The organism is Stenotrophomonas nematodicola (assembly GCF_009467805.1).
In the GTDB taxonomy this organism is placed as follows: Bacteria; Pseudomonadota; Gammaproteobacteria; order Xanthomonadales; family Xanthomonadaceae; genus Stenotrophomonas; species Stenotrophomonas nematodicola.
In genome coordinates this window covers 1,194,834-1,220,399 of sequence record NZ_WIAY01000001.1, presented here as the reverse complement: position 1 = coordinate 1,220,399, position 25,566 = coordinate 1,194,834, and the positions used below count along the sequence as shown (strand labels likewise).

At 68.2% G+C, this 25,566-nt stretch carries 20 protein-coding genes; 12 read left to right on the top strand and 8 right to left on the bottom strand.

All coding sequences use genetic code 11. The annotated features are described in order from the left end of the window. Positions 1-7 precede the first annotated feature (7 nt). Positions 8-1,141: a metallophosphoesterase gene (locus tag GDJ08_RS05705; RefSeq protein ID WP_153164457.1), complete on the bottom strand. Its 1,134-nt coding sequence runs from the start codon at positions 1,139-1,141 to the stop codon at positions 8-10. Positions 1,142-1,405: 264 nt separating this feature from the next. Here GDJ08_RS05705 and GDJ08_RS05700 point away from each other — a divergent pair, with 264 nt between their 5' ends. From GDJ08_RS05700 to GDJ08_RS05685, 4 genes are all read left to right on the top strand, one after another. Continuing rightward, positions 1,406-2,473: a helix-turn-helix transcriptional regulator gene (locus GDJ08_RS05700; protein WP_136004360.1), complete on the top strand. Its 1,068-nt coding sequence runs from the start codon at positions 1,406-1,408 to the stop codon at positions 2,471-2,473. A 78-nt stretch (positions 2,474-2,551) separates the two neighbouring features. Next, a complete protein-coding gene (locus GDJ08_RS05695; RefSeq protein WP_153164456.1) occupies positions 2,552-4,750 on the top strand; it encodes an AAA family ATPase in 2,199 nt (732 codons plus the stop codon). Beyond that, positions 4,750-6,459, top strand: coding sequence for a LeoA/HP0731 family dynamin-like GTPase (locus tag GDJ08_RS05690; RefSeq protein WP_153164455.1), 1,710 nt, complete (start codon positions 4,750-4,752; stop codon positions 6,457-6,459). Before GDJ08_RS05695 ends, GDJ08_RS05690 begins: the two co-directional genes overlap by 1 nt. Before the next feature lie 209 nt (positions 6,460-6,668). After that, positions 6,669-6,863 (top strand): hypothetical protein, encoded by a 195-nt coding sequence (locus tag GDJ08_RS05685; protein WP_136004354.1) that lies wholly within the window; start codon positions 6,669-6,671, stop codon positions 6,861-6,863. 7 nt (positions 6,864-6,870) lie between these two features. Here the strand turns inward: GDJ08_RS05685 and GDJ08_RS05680 are convergent, their stop codons facing one another. Then, entirely contained in the window at positions 6,871-8,295 is a 1,425-nt protein-coding gene (locus GDJ08_RS05680; protein ID WP_136004352.1) for a GGDEF domain-containing protein, read from the bottom strand. A gap of 148 nt (positions 8,296-8,443) precedes the next feature. Here GDJ08_RS05680 and GDJ08_RS05675 point away from each other — a divergent pair, with 148 nt between their 5' ends. From GDJ08_RS05675 to GDJ08_RS05665, 3 genes are all read left to right on the top strand, one after another. Next, positions 8,444-9,499 carry a cation diffusion facilitator family transporter gene (locus tag GDJ08_RS05675; RefSeq protein WP_153164454.1) on the top strand — a complete coding sequence of 352 codons (1,056 nt, stop codon included), beginning with the start codon at positions 8,444-8,446 and terminating at the stop codon, positions 9,497-9,499. Between the two features lie 78 nt (positions 9,500-9,577). Continuing rightward, the gene (gene gpmA, locus GDJ08_RS05670) at positions 9,578-10,327 is read left to right on the top strand and encodes a 2,3-diphosphoglycerate-dependent phosphoglycerate mutase (RefSeq protein WP_017356036.1); all 750 of its coding nucleotides are present in this window, start codon (positions 9,578-9,580) and stop codon (positions 10,325-10,327) included. A gap of 240 nt (positions 10,328-10,567) precedes the next feature. Next, entirely contained in the window at positions 10,568-12,667 is a 2,100-nt protein-coding gene (locus GDJ08_RS05665) for a M13 family metallopeptidase (protein WP_136004348.1), read from the top strand. 68 nt (positions 12,668-12,735) lie between these two features. On the opposite strand, the gene GDJ08_RS05660 is transcribed toward GDJ08_RS05665, so the two are convergent. The 5 genes from GDJ08_RS05660 to GDJ08_RS05640 all read right to left on the bottom strand — a co-directional run bounded on the left by GDJ08_RS05660 (position 12,736) and on the right by GDJ08_RS05640 (position 19,021). Next, the gene (locus GDJ08_RS05660; RefSeq protein WP_037591213.1) at positions 12,736-13,341 is read right to left on the bottom strand and encodes an HD-GYP domain-containing protein; all 606 of its coding nucleotides are present in this window, start codon (positions 13,339-13,341) and stop codon (positions 12,736-12,738) included. Positions 13,342-13,391: 50 nt separating this feature from the next. After that, the gene (locus GDJ08_RS05655; RefSeq protein ID WP_017356033.1) at positions 13,392-13,904 is read right to left on the bottom strand and encodes a hypothetical protein; all 513 of its coding nucleotides are present in this window, start codon (positions 13,902-13,904) and stop codon (positions 13,392-13,394) included. A 77-nt stretch (positions 13,905-13,981) separates the two neighbouring features. Next, positions 13,982-17,449 carry a transcription-repair coupling factor gene (gene mfd, locus GDJ08_RS05650; RefSeq protein ID WP_153164453.1) on the bottom strand — a complete coding sequence of 1,156 codons (3,468 nt, stop codon included), beginning with the start codon at positions 17,447-17,449 and terminating at the stop codon, positions 13,982-13,984. Positions 17,450-17,522: 73 nt separating this feature from the next. Beyond that, on the bottom strand, positions 17,523-18,068 hold the full coding sequence (locus GDJ08_RS05645) for a GNAT family N-acetyltransferase (RefSeq protein ID WP_017356031.1): 546 nt from the start codon (positions 18,066-18,068) through the stop codon (positions 17,523-17,525). A gap of 95 nt (positions 18,069-18,163) precedes the next feature. After that, positions 18,164-19,021 carry a 23S rRNA (adenine(2030)-N(6))-methyltransferase RlmJ gene (locus tag GDJ08_RS05640; protein ID WP_136004345.1) on the bottom strand — a complete coding sequence of 286 codons (858 nt, stop codon included), beginning with the start codon at positions 19,019-19,021 and terminating at the stop codon, positions 18,164-18,166. Between the two features lie 45 nt (positions 19,022-19,066). Here GDJ08_RS05640 and creB point away from each other — a divergent pair, with 45 nt between their 5' ends. From creB to GDJ08_RS05615, 5 genes are all read left to right on the top strand, one after another. Continuing rightward, on the top strand, positions 19,067-19,762 hold the full coding sequence (gene creB, locus GDJ08_RS05635) for a two-component system response regulator CreB (protein WP_153164452.1): 696 nt from the start codon (positions 19,067-19,069) through the stop codon (positions 19,760-19,762). 2 nt (positions 19,763-19,764) lie between these two features. Beyond that, entirely contained in the window at positions 19,765-21,225 is a 1,461-nt protein-coding gene (creC, locus tag GDJ08_RS05630) for a two-component system sensor histidine kinase CreC (RefSeq protein WP_136004341.1), read from the top strand. A gap of 92 nt (positions 21,226-21,317) precedes the next feature. After that, complete coding sequence (creD, locus tag GDJ08_RS05625; protein ID WP_136004339.1) at positions 21,318-22,637, top strand: cell envelope integrity protein CreD; 1,320 nt, start codon at positions 21,318-21,320, stop codon at positions 22,635-22,637. Positions 22,638-22,651: 14 nt separating this feature from the next. After that, positions 22,652-23,089 carry a hypothetical protein gene (locus GDJ08_RS05620; RefSeq protein ID WP_153164451.1) on the top strand — a complete coding sequence of 146 codons (438 nt, stop codon included), beginning with the start codon at positions 22,652-22,654 and terminating at the stop codon, positions 23,087-23,089. 114 nt (positions 23,090-23,203) lie between these two features. Then, positions 23,204-24,820 carry a M28 family metallopeptidase gene (locus tag GDJ08_RS05615; RefSeq protein WP_153164450.1) on the top strand — a complete coding sequence of 539 codons (1,617 nt, stop codon included), beginning with the start codon at positions 23,204-23,206 and terminating at the stop codon, positions 24,818-24,820. 18 nt (positions 24,821-24,838) lie between these two features. On the opposite strand, the gene GDJ08_RS05610 is transcribed toward GDJ08_RS05615, so the two are convergent. Next, a complete protein-coding gene (locus GDJ08_RS05610) occupies positions 24,839-25,468 on the bottom strand; it encodes a hypothetical protein (RefSeq protein WP_153164449.1) in 630 nt (209 codons plus the stop codon). Positions 25,469-25,566 lie beyond the last annotated feature (98 nt).

The following is a 25,566-nucleotide window of genomic DNA, read 5'->3' as shown; positions in this document are numbered from 1 at the left end:
CCGACGCTCAGTCGTCCACGGCAAGGGTGCCTTCAGCCAGCGGCACCCGTCGGCCGTCGAGCAGGCCCCGGCTGAGCACCCCCTTCTCGATGAACAGCAGTTCGCCGTTCTCGCCGTCCTTGATGCTGCTGTCGATGGCGATGATGCGGTCGCCGTGGAAGCTGCTCACGTGCGGCATCGATGTGTGGCCCACCACGATGCGCGCCAGGTCCAGCTGCGTGAGCAGCGCCTGGACCTGATCGGTATCCAGGCGGCCATCGAAGTAGCCGCGGTACCAGATCGGACTGGTCTTGCCATCAAACAGGCGCGCGCTGTCCGGCGCGGCTTTGACCTGGTCGCGGGGCAGGCCGAGCGACGCCTGGTAGGTGGCATTGGTGGTGGCCATGTCGCGCACCAGGTCCAGATTCTCCGGCGCGATGCCACCGTGCAGGAACAGGGTGTCGCCGATCCGCAGCAGCGCCGGGCGGGTGCGCAGCCACTGGCCGAGCGTGCTGTCGGCCCCGTACAGCGCGGGATAGGATCGACCAAGCAGCGCGGCGCTGCGCAGGTATTTCGGGTTGACGTAGCGCAGGTCGTCGTAGAGCACCATCGTCTCGTGGTTGCCGAGCACGAAATGCACGGCACCGCCGGCCTCGCGTGCCTGCTCCTGCAGGCTGTAGAGCAGCCAGAAGGCTTCCGTCACCTGCGGCCCGCGATCGAAGACGTCGCCGGCGACCACCAGCGTGGCATCGCCGAGCGACCAGCGGTCTGCCGCATCGATCACACGATGGGCGTGCAGCAGCCTGACCAGCAGGTCGTACTGGCCGTGGATGTCCGACAGCGCGACGATGCGCGGCGTGGCCGGCAGCCGCGCCGCAGCGGCGGTCTGCGCGGGTACCACGGTGAGGGGATGGGCGTAACCGCATTCCGGTGCGATCATGGTACCCGCGCGGCGGGCGGGCAGGGTGCGGCGCACCACGTGGTCGTTGCACACCCACTGCGCCTCCAGGCCCGTTGGGGTGGTGAACACGTACGGGCCATCGGCGTCCACGTGGTCGGCGGGCGGCGGTACCTCGCGCGCGGTCGCAGCGAGCGGCACCAGCAGCAGCATGACGCGCAGTCCGCGCAGGACGCCGCAGGACAGGACGGAACGGGTGGACATCGGGGACTCCTTGCAGGTGCGGGCAGACGCGCCGCGCCCGGCGATGCTACGCCGCCCCGCCGCCGCGGACCACGCATCATGCGGCGGCATGCCTTGCCGCACGCCACGATCGGCTGGCTTGCCTGCCGCACGCAGCGCAGGCTAAATATCGGTCGGCTGCTGCCGATAGCAATGCGGTGACCTGCGCACGGCAGTGGGCGATGGTCAGGGCGAGATGGCAGCTGTGGTCGATGGGCCACGGATCTTCAGGATGAAGCGGAGCAGATGTTGAGAAAGGACGCGAAGGGAACGTTGGCCCGCCAGTGGGCCCTGCTGAACATGCTGCCGCCCGCCCCCCAGCGGATTACCGCCGGCGAACTCGCCGACCGCCTGGCGTCGGACTACCCGATCACCAAACGGTCGGTCGAACGTGACCTGCAGGCACTGTCGGCGGTGTTCCCGCTGGAATGCGACGAGCGCGAGCGGCCCTTCGGCTGGAGCTGGCAGCGCGATGCAAAGGCGTTCTCGCTGCCGGGCATGTCGGCCATCCAGGCGGTGGTGCTGCTCACTGCCCGCGGCCACCTGCGTGATCTGTTGCCGCTGCACCAGTGGCGCGAGCTGGAGCCACTGTTCCAGCAGGCCGAGCGCACCCTCGCCAAGGGACTCGGCCGCAGCGCGACTGCGCGCTGGGATGCCCGTGTGGCGCGCGTGGATGCCAACCAGCCGTTGATTCCGCCGCGCATCGACGATCAGGTCCTGCTCGCGGTTCACCAGGCGTTGTACGGCGGGCAACAGCTGCAGGTGGACTACCTCGCGCGTGGCCGCGCCCAGGCCCGCACGCATGTACTGCATCCGCTGGGCATCGTGCTGCGCGGCCCGATCACGTACCTGGTCGCGCGCATCGACGGCAGATCCACGCGCAGCATGCTGGCGCTGCATCGCATCGCTGCCGCCGTGCGGCTGGACGCCGATGCCGACAGTGGCGACGCTGCCGCCCTGGCGTCCGCGCTGCCGCAGGTGGCGGCGGGCTTCGAACGGCACGGGCGGATCGCGTTGTCGCTGTGGGTCGATGCCGCGCTCGGCCAGCACCTCGGCGAGGCGGCCCTGGCGATCGACCAGGAACTGGCCCATGACGCCGCCACCGGCGGATTCCACCTGCATGCCGACGTTGAAGACACCTCGCAGCTGCGCTGGTGGTTGATGGGCCTGGGGCCTTCCGTGCGCGTGCTGGCCCCGACCGCGCTCGCCGATGCGCTGCGCCTGCAGCACCTGCGCAGCGCCTTGCAGGGGCTGTCGCCCGACGCTGCGGCGCAGCTTGTCGCAGCCGCGTGTTCGGATGGCGTCCCCGGCTGATCCGGCGGTTGCCGCGCATGTCCGCGCCCTGCCACTTCTTTCCCGATTCTTCAGCAACGCATGAAAATGGACAGTCACGTGACCACCGACCTGAACTCGCCGACGGATATCTACCGGCATGTTGCGCGCGACGTCGAAGACATTCTCACCCGCTTCGATGTCCCGTCCGCCCACCCGCAGCTTGAGGCGCATACCCGCGCCGCCGTGGCGCTGCTGGCCGATTTCCGCCAGCGCATCGATGAGCAGGTGCAGGCGCTGGACCGCAATGCGGAATGGGATGCCTTCACCATCGCCTTCTACGGCGAGACCAACGCCGGCAAGTCCACGCTCATCGAAGCGCTGCGCATCGCGCTCGGCGAAACCAGCAAACGCGATGCACAGCAGGCGTTCGAGCAGCTCCAGCGCGAGCACGGGCTGGGTGAGGCGGACATCGCCGCACTGGAGGGACGCATCGACGAGGCGCGCCATGCACTCGCGGCGCTGCAGGCCGGGCAGGAGACGGCCATGATCCAGTACGATTCGCGCCAGACCGCGCTGCTGGATGACATCGCCACCTTGCAGGCCGAAGCGACCTCGGCGCCTGCGTCGTCGTGGTGGACACGCCTGCTGGCGGTCCTTCGTCGGACCCCGAAGGACACCCGGCTGCACGACGCCCAGCGTCGGCTGGCAGATGTGAACGCCGAGCGCGAGGCGGCGCGCCAGTCGCAGCAGGCGCGGATGGCCCAGGTGCGGCAGCAGCTGCTGGAAGACGAGCAGCGGCAGATGCGCCAGCGCGAAGCGCTGCAGCAACTGACCGACTACGCGGACGGCGGCATCATCGGCGATGGGCGCTCGGACTTCACCGTCGCCACCGGGCGCTTCGCCTTCGAAGCCAACGGCCACTCGTTCGTGCTGCTGGACGTGCCAGGCATCGAAGGCGACGAGGCCAAGGTGCACGACCACATCGACAGTGCGGTACAGACCGCCCACGCCGTGTTCTACGTCACCGGCAAGCCGACCGCACCGCAGAAGGGCGAGGCCGGGCGGCCGGGTACGCTGGAGAAGATCGCACGCCATCTGGGGCCGCAGACCGAAGTCTGGACGCTGTACAACAAGCGCGTGACCAACCCGATGCAGCTGCAGGCCGCCCGGCTCACCAGCGAGGACGAGGCGGCCAGCCTGGCGGACCTCGACGGGCGCGTGGCCAGCGTGCTGGTTGACCAGTACCGCGGCAGCCGCACGGTCAGCGCGCATCCTGCCTTCCTGGCAAACGCACGGCACCTGGTGCCCGGCTCGGACATCGCACGCACCCAACGCAAGTTCCTGGACCGGATGACGGCCGATGAACTGCTGCTGCGCAGCGGTTTCACCGCGTTCCAGACCTTCCTGACCACCGAGCTGGTGGACGACTGCAAGGCCAAGATCCAGCGTTCCAATTTCAACAAAGCGCGCGAGGTGGTGGACACGGTTGCGGCGAGCATCGCCACGCTGCAGCAGGAGCGGTTCCAGCCGCTGTCCAGCAGTCTGGCCGAGGACGCCGACGGCGCCGTGCGCCAGATCGGCCTTGCGGTGAAGTCGATGCGGGCGCGGCTGCGCGACAAGGGGCGGTCCTGCATTGCCCGCTACACCGTGCGCGTACGCGAGCATATGTACGCCTACATCGAGGGCGACCACGGCAATGAGGCGTTCACCCGTACGCTGGAGGACTGCATGGCGCGCGAAGCCCAGCAGCTCGTGGAAGATGTCGGCGTTGCGATGGCCGCACAGCGCGACCGCCTCGAACAGGAGATCGCCTCGATCATCGAGACGTTCCGGCAGCAGGCGGAGGAGCTGCTCGACGCGTGCCGCGGCATGGCCGTGGGCGGCCTGGACAGCCGCATCAACCTGAAGATCAACATCGATCATGGGATCCAGATCGGCAGCCTCATCGCCACGCTGATCGGCGGTGCTGTGCTGCTCTGGACCCCGGCGGGCTGGCTGCTGATGATCCCGTCCGCGCTGACGCTGGCGTTCTCGGCTTACAAGGCGATCCGTGGGTTCCTGAGCAGCGAGTTCCGCCAGACGCAGCAGCGCAAGACGGTCGACGAGAACATCGCCAGCGCGGCCGATCAGCTCAAACGTCGTCTTGAGGACGGGCTGAACGAGGCCTTCGCCGAGCTGGATGCCGTGGTTGCCGGTATCCAGGCATCCCTGCGCGCGCCGGTCGAGCAGGTCGATCATCTCAACCAGGTGCTGATCACATCCACCCGCAACCTGCAGCAGCTCTCCTCCCGGATCCACGCACAAGGAACCCTTTGATGGAAACCACATTGAGCGCCTTCAAGGCGCAGCAGTCCCAGGCCAGTGATGTGTTGGGCAAGTTGATCCAGTTCCTCGAGCGCGGCAGCGCGCTGGGCATCACGCTGGAGCCGTCGTTGATCGACAAGCTCGTGGCCGTGCGCGACGGCATCGCGGGCGAGAAGCTCAAGGTCGCCCTGATCGGTGGGTTCTCCGAAGGCAAGACCTCCATCGCGGCGGCGTGGCTGGAGCAGCTCGACGAGGCGAGCATGAAGATCAGCCACCAGGAGTCCTCCAACGAGGTGAAGGTCTATGACGTGGGCGACGACTTCACGCTGATCGACACGCCGGGGCTGTTCGGCTTCAAGGACCGGATCAGTGCCGACACCCACGAGGTCGAGAAGTACAAGGACATCACCCGGCGCTACGTCAGCCAGGCGCATCTGGTGCTGTACGTGATGAACTCGGTCAATCCGGTCAAGGAAAGCCACCGCGACGAGCTGATATGGCTGTTCCGCACCCTCGACCTGTTGTCGCGCACGGTGTTCGTGCTGAGTCGCTTCGATGACGTGGCCGACGTGGAGGACGAGCAGAGCTACCAGGCGGCATTGGCGATCAAACGCGACAACGTCGCCGGACGCCTGACCGACCTGCTCGCACTGGACGCGGCCGAGCGAGCCGACCTGTCGATTGTGGCAGTGGCGGCCAACCCCTTCGACATGGGATTGCCGCATTGGCTGTCACAGCTGGACACCTACCATCGGCTGTCGCGCATCGGGGTGCTGCAGCAGGAAACCCGGCAGCGCATCGCACGCAGTGGCGGGGCGGTGGCGCTGGTGGAAGAGGCCCGCCGCAGCGTGATCCGCGATGTGCTGGACAAGCAGCTTCCGGTTGCCCGGCAGAACGATGCGCGCATCGCCGAGAAGCTGCAGCGCGCCGAAGCGCTGTCCGAGCGCATGAACCAGCAGCTTGTCCAGGCCAGGGGCGATGTCACCGAGACGCTGGTCGAGCTGCGGGGTTTCGTTGCCGACTTTTTCGCCGGGCTGATCCTGCAGGCCAAGGGCGTGGACCGCCAGACCTTCACCGACTTCTACGAGCGCGAGATCGGCGCCGACGGCATCATGCTGTCCACCCGCCTGCAGAACGAGTTCGAGCAGCGCGTGAAGGGTGTCAACCTGCAGATGGCCAAGGTCCAGCTCGACGTGGATACCGAGGTCAACCACATCAATGCGGTGATGCGCGACATGGGCAAGCAGGGCCTGCAGTACGTCCTGAAGGGCAATCTGATCAACAACGGCTCGGTACTGGCCGCCCGCGATGGCATCGTGGGGGCAGCCAAAGCGCTGGGCATGGACGGCGTGGGCAAGGCGCTCAAGTTCAAGCCCTGGGGAGCGGTCAAGTTCGCCAAGGCGGCCAACGGCGCGCTGGTGTTCGTGGGCGCCGCGATGGAAATCTGGGACAGCTGGAACGAAGCCCAGCGCGAGAAAGCCTTCCAGACGCTCATCGCAACGATGGTGACCTCGTTCGAGGACCAGCGCGCGGACCTGCTGACGATGCTGCAGGGCGAGCAGGCCGTGCCCAGTCTGTTCCCGGACTACCAGGCGCTGGAGGCCCGCGCACAGGCCATGCAGGCCGAAACGGCCGTGGTGAAGGAGCGTCGCCAGCAGTTCCAGGCCTGGAACGAGGAAGCGCTCGCGCTCGACGCCGAGCTCAAGCGGCTGCCCCACTGAGGCGTCAAGCGGGCCGGTGGCGCTGCGACGCAGATCGTCGCGCCACCGGGCCACGATACAGGCTCCTCCAACGCTGTAAAGGAAGTGCCATGCTGAAGAATGCCCTTGCCCTGGTCGGTTTGTGGGTGGTGATCGCAAAGACCCAGGCGTTGATCGAGCGGGTGCGCGATGAAGCGGCGGCCGACTGACCGCCCCACAGCGGCACTCACATGATCCGTCCTCCCGCCCGCATGTACCTCTGCCCCGCGTGCCGCTGGTTCCGCTGGGTCCGCCCGCGCAGTGACTGCCTGCTGGGAGGCGTGGACGTTGTCCGCCGCTGTCCCCGCTGCGCGTCGGCCGTCATTTCCTTCGGCGGCGACTGGCGCAGCCTGCTGTCGCGCTGGCTGCGCCGTCGAGCGCAGTGATGCCCCCTCAGCCGCGCTGCAGACCGCGTCTGCCGGGCGGCTCGGGCAGGTCGTCGCTGGCCAGCACGACCTGGTTGCGGCCGCGCTTCTTGGCCTGGTACATGGCGGCGTCGGCGCGGGCCATCAACCGTTCGTAGTCCGGGTGACCCTCATGCGCGGCCACGCCGATGCTGGCCGTGAGTGCCAGCGGCTGCCCGTTGGCGAGCTGCGCCGGGGTCTGTGCGATGTGCTTGCGCAGGTTTTCTGCGATCACCTCGGCCTGTGCCGCCGTGGCAGCCACCAGCACCACCACGAACTCCTCGCCGCCGTAGCGGAACAGGTAGTCGCTGCCGCGGGTGAGCTGGCCGAGCAGGGCGGCGACGTGCTGCAGGGCGCGGTCGCCGCCGTCATGGCCATGCGCGTCGTTGATCGCCTTGAAATGGTCCAGATCCAGCAGCAGTACCGAGAACGGCGTGTGGGTGCTGTTGGCCAGCTCGATCTCCCGGCGCAGCACGGTCGGCAGGAAGCGCCGGTTGAGCAGGTTGGTCAACGCATCGCTGCCCGCATCCAGCTCGCCGATGCGTTCGAAGAGCATGCTCATCAGCGTCCGTATGCGCGCCAGCTGCTCGCGGATGCCCTGCAGGGCGGCGAAGCGCGCGCCCACGTCGGCATGCGCCTGGGCGGCACGCAACTGCGCATCCACCGTGGCGATCAGGGCACCGACCTGCGCGGTCTCGCTGCTTTCGCCGAAGCTGGGAATGCCCTTGTGGGTGAACCACAGGCCGAACTCGGAGTGCGCCAGGTCGACGGTGTCGGCGTCGCTGGCCTGGCTGGCAATCGCGTAGAGCAGCGCGTTTTCCCAGTCGAGCAGCAGCGCACGCTGGCGCTCGCGTTCGGTGCTGACGTTCTGTACCAGTGAGAACAGGCGGTAGGCTGCATCGGTGCGCGAGGAGCGCTCGCGCGCATGCGTGTACGCCAGCGTCATGCCTTCCAGCGCGATGTCGACCGAGGCGCTCAGACAGGCGATTGCCTCGAACGCCACCGCACTGCTGGGTGCCTGCGCCACGATGCGCTCGAACAGGCGCTGTTTGAGCACCCGCGCGCCGCGCGTGACCAGATCCACCGGAATGCCCACGCGCGCGTGCACATCGCCGATCACGCGCTGCGCCGCTACCAGCGCCGGGATACTGGCCGGGGTCGCGGTGAGCAGCTGGCACAGCCAGCGCTGCATGGCCGGTTTCAGGCGCAGGCGGACCTGGTCGTGCGACAGGAAGCGGCTGGCGCGCGGGTCCTCCAGCAGTACGTCGTAGAAGTGGTGGGCCAGCTCCGGCGGCGAATCGGCGGCCAGGGCGCACAGCAGCGACGCGGCCGCCGCGCCGGTGGACTGCAGGGTATGTTGCCAGGCATCGGCCAGCGGTCGGCTGGCCTCGTCCAGGTTTGGAACGTTATCCACGATGATTGCTCTTCCCGCCACACAGGCCGTCGAACGTTAGCGGCCGTGCGCGGCTGTAATGAAGTTACAGAATGAACGCCGGCACAAGTGTAATAGTCTCCGCCGCACGCCCTGCTTAACCTGCGCTCCTTGTTCCGGAGGTACTGTCATGGCCCACGATCACGATCACCTGCCCAGCGAGATCCGCCACGAGAAACCGTTGTGGTGGGCGCTCGGGTTGACCACCACCTTCCTGCTGGTCGAGGTGGCGGGCGCCTTCTGGACCAACAGCCTGGCACTGCTGTCCGATGCGGCGCACATGGCCACCGATACCCTGGCGCTGATGATCGCGCTGGTGGCCGTGCGGCTCAGCCGGCGCCCGCCCGATGCCAAGCGCACCTATGGCTATGCGCGGCTGGAAGCGCTGGGCGCGATGATCAACGGCGGCATGCTGTTCGTGGTGGCCGGCTACATCCTGTACGAGGCGATCGAGCGGTTCCGCGCGCCACAGGAGATCGCCTCCACCGGCATGCTGGTGATCGCCGCGTTCGGCCTGGTCATCAACCTGATCTCGATGCGCCTGCTGCGAGCCGGCAGCGGCGAGAGTCTCAATGTGAAGGGAGCCTACCTGGAAGTCTGGGCCGATATGCTCGGCTCGGTGGCGGTGATCCTGGGGGCGCTGCTGATCCAGTGGACCGGCTGGAGGCCGATCGATCCGATCCTGGCGGTACTGATCGGGCTGTGGGTGCTGCCACGCACCTGGGTGCTGATGCGCGAGGCGATCAACGTGCTGCTGGAAGGCGTGCCCAAGGGCATGGACGTGGCAGCGGTGCGCACCGCGCTGTGCAGCCACGACGGCGTGGTGGATGTGCACGACCTGCATGTGTGGGCGCTGGCCTCGAGCACGCCGGCGCTGACCGCGCACGTGGTGATGGGCACCGGCGTGGACCCGGACCGGCTGCGGCGCGACCTGGGCGCGGCGCTGCACGAACGCTTCGGCATCGACCATGTGACGCTGCAGATCGAAGCCGACCACTGCGGCGATGCCTGCAGTGTGGGCGCGCCGCGGCCGGCCCATGCAGACGATCATGTCGGCCACGGCCACGGCCACGGCCACGATCACGATCACGATCACGATCACGGTACGCATGTTCACGGCGGCACGGGCGAGCGCCGCCGCAGCGGCCCGGACGCGCAGGGCCATCACGGCCATCCGCACCCCTGACTGTGGCGTACGCAGGCGGGCCGGGCGGGCTTGCCGCTACAATGCCCGCCTGCCTTGCCATCTGTCGGAGATACTGCAGTGACCCGGAAACTCGTACTGTTGCGCCACGGCCAGAGCCAGTGGAACCTGGACAACCGCTTCACCGGCTGGGTGGACGTGGAGCTGACCGAGCAGGGGCGCCGTGAGGCCGCCGCCGCCGGTCGTCTGATGCGCGAGGAAGGCCTGCAGTTCGATGTGGCGCACACCTCGGTGCTCAAGCGCGCCATCCACACCCTGCAGGGGGCACTGGCCGAGCTGGACCAGGACTGGCTGCCGGTCAGCAAGAGCTGGCGCCTGAACGAGCGTCACTACGGCGGCCTGCAGGGCCTGGACAAGGCCGAGACCGCCGCGAAGCATGGGGAGGACCAGGTCAAGATCTGGCGCCGTTCCTACGACATCCCCCCGCCGGCAATGGACCGCGAAGACCCGGGCCACCCGATCCACGACCGCCGTTACGCCGGTCTGGACCGCAATGCGCTGCCGGGCACTGAATCGCTGGCGACCACGCTGGACCGCGTGCTGCCGTACTGGTTCGATTCGATCGCTCCGCAGCTCAAGGATGGCAAGACCGTGCTGGTCACCGCGCATGGCAACTCGCTGCGCGCGCTGTACAAGTACCTCAACAATGTGTCGCAGGAAGCCATCCTGGAACTCAACATCCCGACCGGTATCCCGCTGCTGTTCGAGCTCAACGACGACCTCACCGTGCAGTCGTTCCGCTACCTGGGCGACCCGGAAGCGGCACGCAGGGCCGCCGAGGCCGTGGCCAATCAGGGCAAGGCGAAGTAGCGCCCCTCCACCCGCAGCAGGTCGCGCCAGGCAAAGCCGGGCGCTGCCCGGCTGCCGTTGGCGCCCCATGTGGGCAGACCCGTGCGGACCGACGCCCGCACCCACCGCCAGGGGGAGGCTGCCCCGCACCCCCCGTGGCAGGGGGGTGACCTTTGGCCGGTCCCGAGCTTCCCCTCCCGCGCTACGCTCCGTGATTGCCCGCCATCCGGGCGTTGCATCCATCCGTAGCCGGAGAGTCGAATGAAGTTGTCCAAACTGGTCCCGCTGGGCCTGACCCTCGCCATCGCCGCGTCGCTGGCGTCGTGCGGCAAGACTGAACCCACCCCTGCGGCCACGGCCGATGCCGCTGCCAGGCCGGCCTTCGACCAGTCGCAGATCAAGACTGCGCTGATCTCCCTCAACAGCGCCGACCTGGACCCGACCATCGCGGCCTGCACGGACCTCAACGGGTTCGTCAACAGCAAGTGGCTCAAGGCCAACCCGGTGCCCAACGACCAGACCACCTGGGGCAGCTTCGAAATCCTGCGCGAGCGCTCGCTGGAAGTGCAGCACGCGCTGGTCCAGCAGGCGGCCGCCAGCCAGGCCAAGGCCGGTTCGGTGGAAGCCAAGATCGGCGACATCTGGAAGACCGGTTCGGACGAGGCGAAGATCGAAGCTGCCGGCATCGCGCCGCTGCAGCCGCAGCTGGACAAGATCGCGGCGCTGAAGGACACCGCCACCATCGCCCAGTACCTGCGCGACAGCCAGGCGCAGGGCCAGGGCGTGCTGTTCTCGCTGTTCGGCAATGCGGACTACAAGGATTCGGCCAACGTCATCGCCTACGTCGGCCAGGGCGGCCTGGGGCTGCCGGAAAAGGGCTATTACGTCGACGATGCGCAGGCCAAGATCCGCGACGCCTACGTGGCCTACATCGCCCAGGTGCTGACGCTGTCCGGCGTCGATGCCGAGCAGGCCAAGACCCAGGCCAAGGCCGTGCTGGACTTCGAAACCCGTCTGGCCAAGGCCTCGCTGTCGCGCATCGAGCTGCGTGACCCGTCCAAGCGCTACAACCCGATGAGCGCCGCCGAGGCCGACAAGCTGACCCCGAACTTCAGCTGGACCGCACTATTCGACACCCTGAAGGTGCCGGCCGCGCAGAAGTTCTCGCTGGCCCAGCCGGCCTTCTTCGGCGAAGTGGACAAGATGCTGGCCGACGTGCCGGCCGCCACCTGGCAGGCCTACCTGCGCTTCCACACCATCGATGACGCTGCGCCGTACCTGAGCAGCGCCTTCGAGAAGGCCAACTTCGACTTCTACGGCACCACCCTGCGTGGCCAGAAGGAAATGCAGCCGCGCTGGAAGCGCGTGCTGGAATCGGTCAATGGCGCCATCGGCGAAGGCCTGGGCCAGCTGTACGTCGATGCCGTGTTCCCGGCCGAATCCAAGGTGGCGATGCAGCACCTGGTGGAGAACCTCTCGGTCGCGCTGAAGGCGCGTCTGGAGAAGCTGGAGTGGATGAGCGAAGACACCCGCAAGAAGGCGCTGGAGAAGTGGGCCAGTTTCACGCCGAAGATCGGCTACCCGGACAAGTGGCGTGACTGGTCGGGCCTGGAGACCAACGGCGACAGCTACCTGGCCAACATGCAGGCCGCGCGTGCGTTCAACTACCGCTTCATGCTGGCCAAGATCGGCAAGCCGGTCGACAAGACCGAGTGGGGCATGACGCCGCAGACCGTCAACGCCTACTACAACCCGACCAAGAACGAGATCGTGTTCCCCGCAGCGATCCTGCAGGCGCCGTTCTTCGACGCCAAGGCCGATCCGGCGCTGAACTACGGCGGCATCGGTGCGGTGATCGGCCACGAGATGATGCACGGTTACGATGATTCGGGCAGCCAGTTCGCCGCCAACGGCAACTTCGACAACTGGTGGACCGACACCGACCGCAGTGCTTTCACCCAGCGGACCGACCAGCTGGTTGCGCAGTTCGACGGCTATGAATCGCTGCCGGGCGTGAATGTGAAGGGCAAGCTGACCCTGGGCGAGAACATCGGTGACCTGGGTGGCCTGACCGTGGCCTACGACGCGCTGCAGATGGCGTTGAAGGAAGACCCGAAGGTGAACGTGCCGGTCGACGGCTATACCCAGGACCAGCGCTTCTTCATGAACTGGGCTACCGTGTGGCGCCGCAACTTCACCGAAGGCGAGCTGCGCGTGCGCCTGAACACCGATCCGCACGCGCCGGCAAACTTCCGTGCCAACGGCGCGCCGTCGAACATGCCCGCCTATGCGCAGGCATTCGCGTGCAAGGCCGGCGACGGCATGGTGCGTGCCGACGACAAGCGTGTCGTGATCTGGTGATCGCGCGCGGTTGATGCCAACAGAAAACCCGGCAATTGCCGGGTTTTTTGTGGGCCGACCGCAGGGACTCAGCCCAGGCCCGGTTCGCGGCGCAGCAGGTGTTGGAACGCACCCAGGACCTGTGGATCGATCATGCCGCCGGAAGCGTCCTCCAGCAGGAACATGACGCGGCTGCGCTCCATCGCATCGCGGTAGGGCCGCTCACTGGTCATGGCGTCCCAGGCGTCGACGACGGTGAGGACGCGGGCGGCCAGCGGAATGTCGCTGCCACGCAGGCCATCGGGGTAGCCGCTGCCATCGTAGGCCTCATGGTGGCCGCGGATCAGGCGTGCCACCGCCTGGGCATCGGCGCGGCCGGTAGCGGCGAAGATGCGTTCGCCGCGCTCGGGGTGCGTGCGCATGATCGCGCGCTGATCGTCATCCAGGCGTGCCGGATGCAGCAGGACATTGTCGGGAATGCCGATCTTGCCGATGTCGTGGAAGCGCGCGGCAAGGGCCAGGTGCGACAGGTCGGTTGCATCGAGGTCGCAGTAGCGTCCCAGCTGCTCGCACATCGTGCCGACGCGGTCGCAGTGGAAACGGGTATAGGGGTCGCGCATCTGCAGCGACATCGACAGCGCGTCGATGGAGCAGGCGAGGGGGGGATCGGTGGGACGGGGGAGGGGATCGGTCACGGTCACAACTTCAAGGGTCCCGGCCACCTGCGTGGCCGGGACCGGGTGGATCAATGCTTCTGCAGGTTGATGCGGTGCTGCTTGGCGTAGGCATCCTGGGCATCGCTCAGGGACTGCATTTCCACGTCCATGCGCTCACCGATGGCGGTCAGCTTCTCGGCCATCGGCGCGATCTGCTCCTGGCTGTAGCCATCCGGCAGCGCGGCGATCTGCAGCAGCACGCCGAACAGTTCCTCGGCGGTCTGCACATAGGTGCGCAGCTTCTGGTGCAGGTCCTTGGCGTCGTCGGCCGGGGGCATCTGGTCGATGCTGACCAGGCGGTCCTTCATCTCCTTCTGCGCATTGCCCAGCGCGAACGTGAAGGTGCCCAGGCCCTTGCCTTCCTGCAGTGCACGCTGCAGCTGTTCGCTCTGCGGCCCGACGGTCCATTGCTGCACGGTGCTGGTGGTGCCGTTCCAATATGCGACGTTCTCGGTGAGGTAGTCGCGGGCGCTCATGCCGCCACCACAGGCGGTCAGCAGGGCCAGCACGGCGGCCAGCAGCAGGTAATGGAATCGTTTCAAAGCAACTCTCCTTGTCGCGGGCAAAAGAACAGGGTGAGCCCCTCCGGCCCGCTGAGCGAAGGGGGTCGGGGGAGCGGTCAGCCCGGCGCGAGCGTCAGCAGCAGCGCCTTGGCGGCGCTGAAGCGGTCTTCTGGCAGGGGCAGGGGGTGGCGGATGCGCAGCTTGTCCGGGCCGTCCATGCTGTACAGCTTGGGCTGCTTCTGGATCAGCTGGATGACCGCCATCGGGTCGATGTCCGGCTTGGCATCGAACACGATGCGGCCGCCGTTCTCGCCCAGCTCAAGCTTGCGGATGCCGCGCGCGTTGGCCTGCAGTTTCAGCTCGGCCACGGCGAACAGGTGTTTGGCCGGATCGGGCAGCAGCCCGAAGCGGTCGATCATCTCCACCTGCAGTTCGCGCAGGTCGTCCGGATCGCGCGCGCTGCTGATGCGCTTGTACAGGGTCAGGCGGGTGTGCACATCGGGCAGGTAGTCGTCCGGAATCAACGCCGGCACATGCAGTTCCACTTCCGCGCCGCGCGCTTCCTCGCCGGCGTCCAGATCGGGCAGCTTGCCCAGCCGGATGCTGCGCACGGCGCGTTCGAGCAGCTCGGTGTACAGGCTGAAGCCGACCTCGGCCATCTGCCCGCTCTGGTCCTCGCCGAGCAGTTCGCCGGCACCGCGGATCTCCAGGTCGTGCGTGGCCAGAGTGAAACCCGCACCCAGTTCGTCCATCGAGGCGATCGCCTCCAGGCGCTTCTCGGCGTCGGGGGTCATCGACCGCTTGTCCGGCACCACCAGGTAGGCGTAGGCCCGGTGATGCGAACGGCCGACGCGGCCGCGCAACTGGTGCAGCTGGGCCAGGCCGAAGCGGTCGGCGCGGTTGATGATGATGGTGTTGGCGTTGGGGATGTCGATGCCCGACTCGATGATCGTGGTCGACAGCAGCACGTTGAAGCGCTGCTTCTGGAAATCGAGCATCACCCGCTCCAGTTCGCGCTCGGGCATCTGCCCGTGGGCGATGCCGATGCGCGCTTCGGGCACCAGCTCGGCCAGGTCGCGCTGCATGCGGCCGATGCTTTCCACGTCGTTGTGCAGGAAATACAGCTGGCCACCACGCGCCAGCTCGCGCTGGAACGCTTCGCGCAGCAGCGCGTTGTCCCAGGCGGTGATGAACGTCTGCACCGCCAGCCGGTTCGGCGGCGGCGTGGCGATGATCGAAAGATCGCGCAGCCCGGCCATCGCCATGTTCAACGTCCGCGGGATCGGCGTGGCGGTCAGCGTCAGCAGGTGCACGTTGGCGCGCATGGCCTTCAGCGCTTCCTTCTGGCGCACGCCGAAGCGCTGCTCCTCATCGACCACCACCAGGCCCAGATCCTTGAATTTCACGTCCGGCTGCAGCAGGCGGTGGGTGCCGATGATCACGTCGATCGTGCCGGCGGCGACTTTTTCCAGCTCGGCCTTGATTTCCTTGCTGGTCTTGAACCGCGACAGCACCTCCACCCGCAGCGGCCAGTCGGCAAAGCGGTCGCGGAAGTTGCGGTAGTGCTGCTCGGCCAGCAGCGTGGTCGGCACCAGCACGGCCACCTGCTTGCCGGCGCTGGCGGCGGCAAAGGCGGCGCGCACGGCCACTTCGGTCTTGCCGAAGCCCACGTCGCCGCACACCACCCGGTCCATCGGCTGGCTGCTGGCCAGGTCGCGCAGGGTCGCATCGATGGCAGCGAGCTGGTCGGGGGTTTCCTCGAACGGGAAACCGGCCGCGAACGGTTCGTACATCGAGCGGTCCACGTGCAGCGCCAGACCGGCACGGGCGCGCCGACGGGCCTGGATCTCCAGCAGCTCGGCGGCCACGTCGCGGACCTTCTCGGCGGCCTTGCGCTTGGCCTTGGTCCACTGCTCGCCTCCGAGCGAATGCAGCGGGGCGGTCTCGGCCGAGGCGCCGGAGTAGCGGCTGATCAGGTGCAGCTGGGCGACCGGTACGTACAGGCGGTCGCCCTTGGCATATTCGATTTCGAGGAACTCGCCCGGCATGCCGCCGGCGTCGAGCACGATCAGGCCGCGGTAACGGCCGACGCCGTGATCCTCGTGGACGATCGGCGCGCCTTCGGTGAGCTCGCCGAGGTCGCGGATGATCGCTTCGGGCTCGCGCCCGACGCGGCGGCTGCGGCGGGTCTGGCCGGCGCGTTCGGGAAACAGCTGGCGTTCGGTCAGTACCGCCAGCGCCGGATCGTCCAGCGCGAAGCCGTCTTCCAGCGGCGCCACGGTGATGGCCAGACGCAGGTCCGGCTGGGCCAGGAACGTCGGCAGGTCGGCGACCACCGGCGGTTTGAGCTCGGCGGCCTGCAGCACTTCCAGCAGCGCCTCGCGGCGACCTGGCGAATCAGCGGCGATCAGCACGCGGCCGGGATAATGGCCAATGAACGATTTCAGCGCCTCGCCGGCCGGGGCATCGCGCGCGGCCACCGGCAGGGGCGGTAGCGGCTGGTCGCCCAGCGCGTGCGCCTCGGCGATGCGAGGGTGGTCGGCGGCCCACACGTCCACGCGCGGCAGGGTGTTGAGGCGGCTGTTGAAGGCCTCGGGACTGAGGTACAGCTCCTGCGGGGCCAGCAGCGGCCGTTCCACATCGTGGCGGCGCTGCTCGTAGCGGTTCTGGGTCTGCGCCCAGAATGCGGCCGCGGCGTCGCCGACGCCCGGTACCACCAGCGGCAGCACGTTGGGCTGCAGGTAATCGAACAGCGTGGCGGTCTGGTCGAAGAACAGCGGCAGGTAGTACTCCACACCGGCCGGTGCCAGACCTGACTTGAGGTCCTGGTAGAGCGCACTGCGCCGCGTGTCCACGTCGAAGCGTTCGCGCAGGATGGCGAGCACCCGCGCGATGCTGGCATCGTCCAGCGGAACTTCGCGGCCCGGCAGCATCCGTACCGCATCGACCTTGTCCAGCGAACGCTGCGACTCGGGGTCGAAGGCGCGGATCGAATCGATGTCCTCGTCCAGCAGTTCCACCCGCAGCGGCGCGTCTGCGCCCATCGGGTAGACGTCGAGCAGCCCACCGCGCACGGCGAAATCGCCCGGGTCCATCACCTGCGGGACATTGCGGTAGCCGGCCGATTCCAGGCGACGCTTCTCGGCGTCCAGGTCCAGGCGTTGTCCCACCGTCAGGTCGAAACTGCCGCCGACGATGTACTTCAGCGGCGCCACGTGCTGCAGCAGGGTCTGTACCGGCACCACGACGATGCCTCGCTTCAGCGTGGGCAGGCGGTGCAGTGCGGCCAGGCGCTGGGAAATGATGTCCGGGTGCGGGCTGAACGCATCGTAGGGCAGGGTTTCCCAATCCGGGAACGCCACCACCGGCAGGTCAGTGTCGTTCCCCAGCAGGGTACGCAGGTCCGACTCGATCTGGTTGGCGCCGTGGTTGTCGCGCGCGATGACCAGCAGCGGCCCGTCGTGGGCCTGCGCGGCACGCGCGACATACCACGCCAGCGCGGTGGCCGATGCGGGGGCGCGCCACCAGGCGCGGAGCTGTCCGGAACGAGGCAGCGGCGGTGCGGGAGGGGAGGTGCGTGACATGAACCGGCGATTTTAGCAGACCCCGCGCCAACGACCGTGGACACCGACGTGCCGGCCAGGGGCCGGCATGAGGTCAGCTGTCGAGCTCGAGCACCATGCGCACCAGGCCGGGCGTGCCCTGCGGGTGCGGGACCGGCTGGAAGCCCAGCGAGGCAGCCAGCTGTTTCATCGGCTCGTTCTCTTCGGCGACATCGCCGTAGAGACGGTCCAGGTATTTGCCGCGGGCCCACTTGACCAGCTTGCGCATCAACTGGCGGCCCAGGCCCTGGCCGACCAGGAAACGGCTGACCAGGATCGCGTACTCGGCCTCCCGGGTGCCCTGGATGATCGAGGCGCGTGCGACCGCGCCGACCACGGCCTCACCGGCCGGCAACGACTCCGCCGCGACCAGGGTGATCTCGGTCTTGGGGTTGGGGTGGGTCAGCCGCTGCGTGGTTTCCGGGGACAGTTCGGTCACCGACTGCAGGAAACGGTCGCGGATCTCTTCCGGGCCGAACAGGCTGAAGGCGGCGTGCAGGGGCGCACCGTCTTCCGGGCGGATCGGGCGGATCAACAGCTCATGCCCGCTGGGGGCTTTGAAGGTCTCGTGCCAGGGCGGCATGCGGTTACGGGTAGCCATACCGGTGGTTCCTTGGTGGTCTTCGGATTCTCGCATCCCCGGGGCAGGCTTCCGTGAACGGAACGCTCACAGACCGCCGCCCCGGTGACGGGGGCTCATTCGGCCTGCTTGAGCCACTGCAGGCGGGTCGAGGCGCCGGCCTCGCCCAGGTGCTGCTTCAGTGCCGGCATGGCCGGGGCCAGGATCTGGTCGAACTGCCACGGCGGGTTCAGCAGCAGCATGCCGCTGCCATTGAGCCGCAGCGGGGAGTCGTCGGGCCGGATCAGCAGCTCGGCGGTCAGCACCGAGCGGACCGGCAGCGCCACGGCCTTGCGCAGGAAATGCAGGATGCTGCGGCGCTGTTTGATCGGGAACCAGATCGCGAAGGTGGCCTGCGGCCAGCGACCCAGGATCTCGGTCACCGACGCCAGGATGCGCTGGTACTCGGCGTCCTGCGCCTCGTAGGGTGGGTCGATCAGGACCAGTCCGCGGCCGATCTTGACCCCGTTGGCCTTGGGCGGCAGCAGGGCCTTGTTCTGGGCGTAGCCGTCGGCGTGGTAAACGCCGACCCGGGCGTCGTGGGCGAACAGGGCCTTGAGCGAGGCCACTTCGTCGTCCTGCACTTCGCAGACCGCCATGCGGTCCTGCGCACGCAGGGTCTGGGCGGTGAGCAGCGGCGAGCCGGGGTAGCTGATCATGGCCCCGACGGGATTGTCGGCCTGGACGGCCTTGAGGTAGCGCTCGATCACGGCCGGCTGCTGCGGCTGGGCCATCAGGCGCATGACCCCGTCCTCGGCCTCCAGGGTCTTGCGGCTCTCCTCGCTGGCCAGCAGGTAGCGGCCAGCGCCGCCGTGGGTATCGAGCACGAAGAACGGGCTGTCCTTGCGCTTGAAGGTGTCGAGCAGGGCAAGCTGGACGACGTGCTTGAGCACGTCGGCATGGTTGCCGGCATGGAAGGCGTGGCGGTAGTTCATCGGGGCAGTGTACGGGGCGGGGGCGCCAGCGGCTATGCTGGGCGGATGAGCCACCCCCTGCACAACGTCCTGGTGGTCGAGGACGAAACGGCCATCGCCGAGACCGTTCTGTATGCGCTGCGCAGCGAGGGCTACGCCGCCCGCCACTGCCTGCTCGGCAACGACGCCCTGGCCCGGTTGCGCCAGCAGGCCTACGATCTGGTGGTCTTGGATGTGGGCCTGCCGGACATGAGCGGGTTCGAGGTCTGCCGCAGCCTGCGCACGTTCAGCGAAGTGCCGGTGATCTTCCTGACCGCCCGCAACGACGAATTCGACCGGGTGCTCGGCCTGGAGCTGGGGGCGGACGACTACATGGCCAAGCCGTTCTCGCCCCGCGAGCTGGTGGCGCGGGTGCGGGCGCGGCTGCGGCGGGCCGGCAGCAGTGCCGCGCCCGAGAGCGCGGGCTGGCAGCAGCTCGGGCGTTTCGCGATCGACCGCGAGGGCCGCCGGATCCGTTTCGGCGAGCAGCTGCTGGACCTGACCCGTTACGAATACGCCCTGATGGCCGCGCTGCTTCAGCGCCCGGGGGCGATTCTCAGCCGGGCCCAGCTGATGGACCGCGGCTGGGACAGCGATGCCGACAGCGCCGACCGCACGGTCGACACCCACGTGAAGACCCTGCGCGCCAAGCTGCGCGCCGCAGGTGCCGATCCCGACCCGATCCGCACCCATCGCGGGCTGGGCTACGCGCTGGAGGCGTAACGGTGCGCCTGGGTCTCAAACTGTTCCTGGGCTTCTTCCTGATCGTGGGCATCGCCGCGTTCTTTGTGATGCGCATCTTCGTCAATGAAGTGAAGCCGGGCGTACGCCAGGCGATGGAGTCGACCCTGGTCGATGCGGCCAACGTGCTGGCGGAAATGGCGGCGGCCGATCTCAAGGCGGGCACCCTGCGCAACGGCACCTTCGTGGCCAATCTGGCGCGCGCACAACAGCGCGATCCCAAGGCGATGGTGTGGCGCTTTCCCAAACGCACGCTGGACTACCAGGTGACCATCACCGACGCCAAGGGCATCGTGGTCTACGACTCCCGGGGCCGTGACGTCGGCCGCGACAACTCGCGCTGGAACGATGTCTACCGCACGCTGCGCGGCGAGTACGGCGCACGCTCCAGCCCGGAGACACCGGGCGATGACACCCATTCGGTGATGCATGTGGCCGCGCCGATCCTGGACCCGGCCGATGGGCGCACGCTCATCGGGGTGCTCAGTCTGGCCCAGCCCAACCGCAGCATCGACCCGTTCATCGCCGCCAGCCAGCGCGCGATCGTCAAGCGCGGGGCGTGGCTGATCGGGTTGTCCGCACTGATCGGCCTGCTGATGACGGCCTGGCTGATGCACGGCGTCAACCGCCTCAACCGCTACGCCAAAGCGGTGAGCGCAGGCGAGCCGGTGCCGCCGCCGAAGCCACGCCGCGACGAGATCGGCGACCTCGGTCAGGCGCTGGAAACCATGCGCCGCAAGCTGGAAGGCAAGGCCTACGTGGAGCAGTACGTGCAATCGCTGACCCACGAAATGAAGAGCCCGCTGGCGGCCATCCGCGGTGCGGCCGAGCTGTTGCAGGAGCCGTTGCCCGACCCCGACCGCGAGCACTTCGCACGCAGCATCCAGGGCCAGGCGCAGCGCCTCACCGAAACCATCGACAAGCTGCTGGCGCTGGCCGAGGTGGAGCAGTACGGCTGGCTGCAGAAGCAGGAGCGCATCGCCCTGGCGCCGCTGCTGCGGGCCGCCGCCGATGCGGTGGCCGTCAGCGCGCAGGCGGCGGGGGTGACGATCGACGTGGACGCCCCAGGCGGACCGGACCTGCAGGGCGATCGCTACCTGCTGCGGCAGGCAGTGAACAACCTGCTGGAAAACGCCGTGGCCTTCGCGCCGCCCGGCAGCCGTATCGTGCTGCGCGCAAGCCCGGCTGACGGCGGCGTCGCGCTGCAGGTGGACGACGCCGGCAGTGGCGTGCCCGAGTACGCCCTCGAGCGCGTGTTCGAACGCTTCTATTCGTTGGCGCGGCCGGCGACCGGCCAGCGCAGTTCCGGGCTCGGCCTGTCGTTCGTGCAGGAGGTGGCGCGCCTGCATGGCGGCCGCGCGCGGCTGCGCAACCGTGCCGAGGGCGGCGCGCGGGCCGAGTTGTGGTTGCCGTTGCGGCCACCGTCAGCTCCCGCCCGGCGCTGAGCGCGCCGGGACTTCACACAGACTTCAAATTCAGCACAAACCCCGCACATCGGCGTGCGCGACGCTGGCGTCCTCCCAACCGAGGACGGGCGATGAAATCCCTGAAGATGCTGTTGCGGTTCGCCATTGTCGGCGGGCTGATCCTGGTGCTGCTGATTCCCCTGGCGCTGATCAAAGGCGTGATCAACGAACGCGAGGCGTATCGCAACGAGGCCTACCAGCGTGTCGCGCAGAGCCGGGCTGGCGCGCAGACGTTGACCGGTCCGATCCGCGTGGTGCCGTGGACCGAAACCCGCGAGGTCGAAGTGGTGGACGCGGCGGGTACCAAGAAGAAGGAAAAGCAGGTCGAGCAGGGCGAGTGGCTGCAGATGCCGTCCAAGCTGCAGGTGGACGGGCGGATGCAGCCGGACGAGCGCCGTGTGGGCCTGTTCCGGGTGCCGGTGTACAGCTGGAACGCCACCATCACCGCTGAATTCGCCGACGACGACTATCCCGCCAGGGACGGTCGCGTATATGGCACGCCGTACCTGACCGTGGGCATCGCCGACGTGCGCGGGCTGGTCGGCTCGCCGCAGCTGCACGTGGATGGACGGGCGCTGGACCTGTTGCCCGATCCGGGTCCGGTGCGCAACATCGCCACCGGCCTGCACGTGGATCTGGCTCCGTTCGACGACAACCGCGGTGGCGTGCTGAAGGCCAGTACGGTGGAACTGTCGCTGGTGCTTGACGGCAGCCGCTCGCTGGCGGTGGTGCCGGTGGGCGACGACAGCCGCATCGCGCTGCGCTCGCCGTGGCCGCACCCGCTGTTCGGCGGCAGTTTCCTGCCCAACCAGCGCAAAGTGGATGCACAGGGCTTCGACGCGCAGTGGGCGGTGTCCTCGCTGGCGTCGCGGGCGCAGCAGCAGCTGCGCAGCGCTGGCGATGCCGAGATTGAGTCGGTGAGCGTGGAGCTGGTCAACCCGGTGGACGTGTACACGCAGGCCGATCGTGCCAGCAAGTACGGCATCCTGTTCATTGTGCTGACCTTCGTGGGCTTCATCCTGTTCGAACTGATCAAGCATCTGCGCATCCACCCGTTGCAGTATCTGATGGTGGGGCTGGGCCTGGCGGTGTTCTTCCTGCTCCTGCTGAGCCTGTCCGAACACATTCCGTTCTGGATGGCGTACGCGGTCTCGGCAGTGGCCTGTATCGGCGTACAGGCGGTGTATCTGTCCGGGGTGCTGCACAGCTGGAAGCGCGGGCTGGGATTTGCCGCCATGCTCAGTGTGCTGTACGGCGCGCTGTACGGCCTGCTGATCTCGGAGAACAACGCGCTGCTGATGGGGTCGCTGCTGCTGTTTGCGGTGCTCGCCTCGGCGATGTGGATCACCCGCCGCGTGGACTGGTACGAACTGGGCGCCAGCCTCAAGTAAGCACGGAGACGACAATGATCACTTCCCGCCGTCTGCAGGAGCGCGCCAGCCGCGCCCTGCCGGCCCGACTGGGACGGTGTGCCGTACTGGCCGGGGAGGGCGCCGGCGACGGTTGGCCCTCCCCGCTGCAGGCCTTGCCGGGCGCGCGGGTCGCGCCCGGCCTGATGCGCTTTTCGATCGCGGCCGAGACCCGCGACGCGGTGCTCGCCCGGGGGCTGGCGTTCCTGCGCGATGCGCGCCAGGCGCGCGGCAGCGTGCCGCAGCGGGCAGGGTGCGCCGCGTACCGGCCGTGGCAGGAGGGCGCGGCCGCGCTGGCGGAGGCGGGTATCGACGGGCTCCCGGCCGACTGGCCGCAGTACACGCCGGTATACGGCACCGCCACGCTCGACCGCAGTCGCTGGCTGCTCCTGATGCCGGTCCAGGGGGTGCTCTGGTATGGCTGGCGCGCGTGAGCGTCGCGATGCCGACCATGACTCATGGCCCGCGGGCAGCGGGCATGCCGCCCGCTAGACTCGCCTGTCGCGGCGGGTGCCGTGCAACGAAGGGTGGTCGAGTTGAAGCGGAGCATGTTCAAGCGGAACGCGGTGAAGTGGGGCGTGCTTGCCCTGGCCCTGGCGTTGAGTGGCGGTGCTGGTGCACAGGCGAAGGAACCGGTGGACCTGGACATGGTCAGCCGCATCCGGCAGGAGGCGTTCCATCGCTCGCAGGTGATGGCCACCTTCAGCCACCTCACCGAACAGATCGGTCCGCGCCTGACCAACTCCCCGGCGATGTCCGAGGCCAATGCCTGGACCCGCAGCAGGTTCACGGACTGGGGCCTGCAGAACGTGCACGACGAAGCCTTCGATGCGTTCGGCCGCGGCTGGGAATTCAGCAACGCCAACGTCGAGATGCTAAGCCCGCGGGTGACCCCGCTGTACGCGCTGCCGAAGGCGTGGACGCCCGGCACGCGTGGTCCGGTGGAAGGCGAGGTGATCAAGGTCGACATCAAGAAGCTCGCCGACCTCGACCAGTACAAGGGCAAGCTCGCCGGCAAGATCCTGCTGCTCAACGATGCGCGCGATTACGCACGCGCCAGCAGCGCCGACTCGCACCGCCACGATGACGCCGGGCTGGCCGAACTGCAGGTGTTCGCGGTGCCCAAGGACGTGGCCGACGCCAAGGCCGACCGCGCCAGGAAGGCCAGGGAATATCTGGAAAAGCAGGCGCTGACCCGTGCCACCAACGCCTTCTTCGCCGAGCAGGGCGTGCTGGCGACCATCAGCATCAGCGGCTGGGACAACGGCATCATCCGTGTCGGCGGCGGAGGGTCGCGCAAGGCCGGCGAGCCGGTCGGCGTGCCGGAACTGGCGATGATGGCCGAGCACTACAACCAGCTGGTGCGCGCGCTGGACCACAAGCAGCCGGTGAAGCTGCGCGTGGACGTCCAGGCACGTTTCACCGACGACACCGACCAGCCCGGCTACAACACGCTGGCCGAGATCCGCGGCAGCAGCAAGGCCGACGAGATCGTGATGCTCGGCGCGCACCTGGATTCGTGGCACACCGGCACCGGTGCGGCCGACAACGCGGCCGGCGTCGCGGTGATGATGGAAGCCATGCGCATCCTCAAGGCGGTGGGCGCCAAGCCCAAGCGCACCATCCGGGTGGCGTTGTGGAGCGGTGAGGAGCAGGGGCTGGTGGGCTCGCAGGACTATGTGTCGCGCCACCTGGCCCGTTACCCCGAACCGACCGACCCGCAGCAGCTGACGCTGCCGGCCTCGATGCGCGAACCGACCGGGGCGTTGCAGCGCCAGCGCGATTACGACCGGTTCTCGGCGTATTTCAACATGGACAACGGCTCGGGCCGCTTCCGTGGCATCTACGCACAGGAAAACCTGGCGGCCGTGCCGATCTTCGAGGCCTGGCTCGCACCGTTCCACGATGTCGGTGCCACCACCGTGGCCACGCGCAACACCGGCAGTACCGATCACATCGCCTTCGACCGCGTCGGCCTGCCCGGTTTCCAGTTCATCCAGGATCGCCTGGACTACTTCACCAACGTCCATCACAGCAACCTGGATACCTGGGACCACGCCGAGCCGGAGGACCTCAAGCAGGCAGCGGCCATCGTGGCGTCCTTCGTCTACCACGCCGCGATGCGCGAGGAAAAGCTGCCGCGCAAACCGCTGCTCGCGCCCTGATCCGGCGCTGCCTGCCGCTCATGGCGTGGCGGCGGTGCCGAAGGACGCAGCCGTGCGCGCCAGGGCCAGGCGGAACTGGCGTGGCCCGGTATCGCTGCTGGCCGGCAGTTCATGCACGTGCACGGCCTGCAGGGGGGCGTGTCCGTCCTGCTCGATCGCCATCAATTGCCGCGCCAGCAGGTCCTGGGTCCGGTGGGGCCCGGACAGGACGGCCAGACACAACGACGCATCGCAGGCCAGGGTGTGCAGCGACAGCGGGGGCAGCAGGGTCGCAAGGTAGCCGTCCAGGCCTTGGTGCAGCCGCATTATGGTGCGTGGATCAGGACTGTCCTGGCGCCCTCGCCATTCGTCCAGGAGGGCATGGAACGCGGTGTCGTCGGACAGCAGTCCGCCCAGCGCACGCAGCGGGGTGTCGACCTGGCCGGGTGGCCCGGTCATCCGGCGGGACCGCAGCGTCGGCTCCAGCATGCGGGTGATCCAGGGGGCCAGGCGCGTCGCCTGGACCCGCGGCATCACCGGGCCGGGCGGGGCGGGAACCTCCGGCCAGCTGACCACTGCCATCACCGCCACCCCCAGTGCGAGCACCAGCGCGCTGGCGGGCGCGGCAACATGCAGGACGGGGGCGCGGGGGCGAGCGGGATGGTGCATGGAAACCTCCGGCAGTGCGGGTTGCAGGACGGTGGGCGTGCCACCGCGCAGCCATGAAAGCAGGGCGCGCCCTGGAAATCTTTAGGAATTGGCCGGTT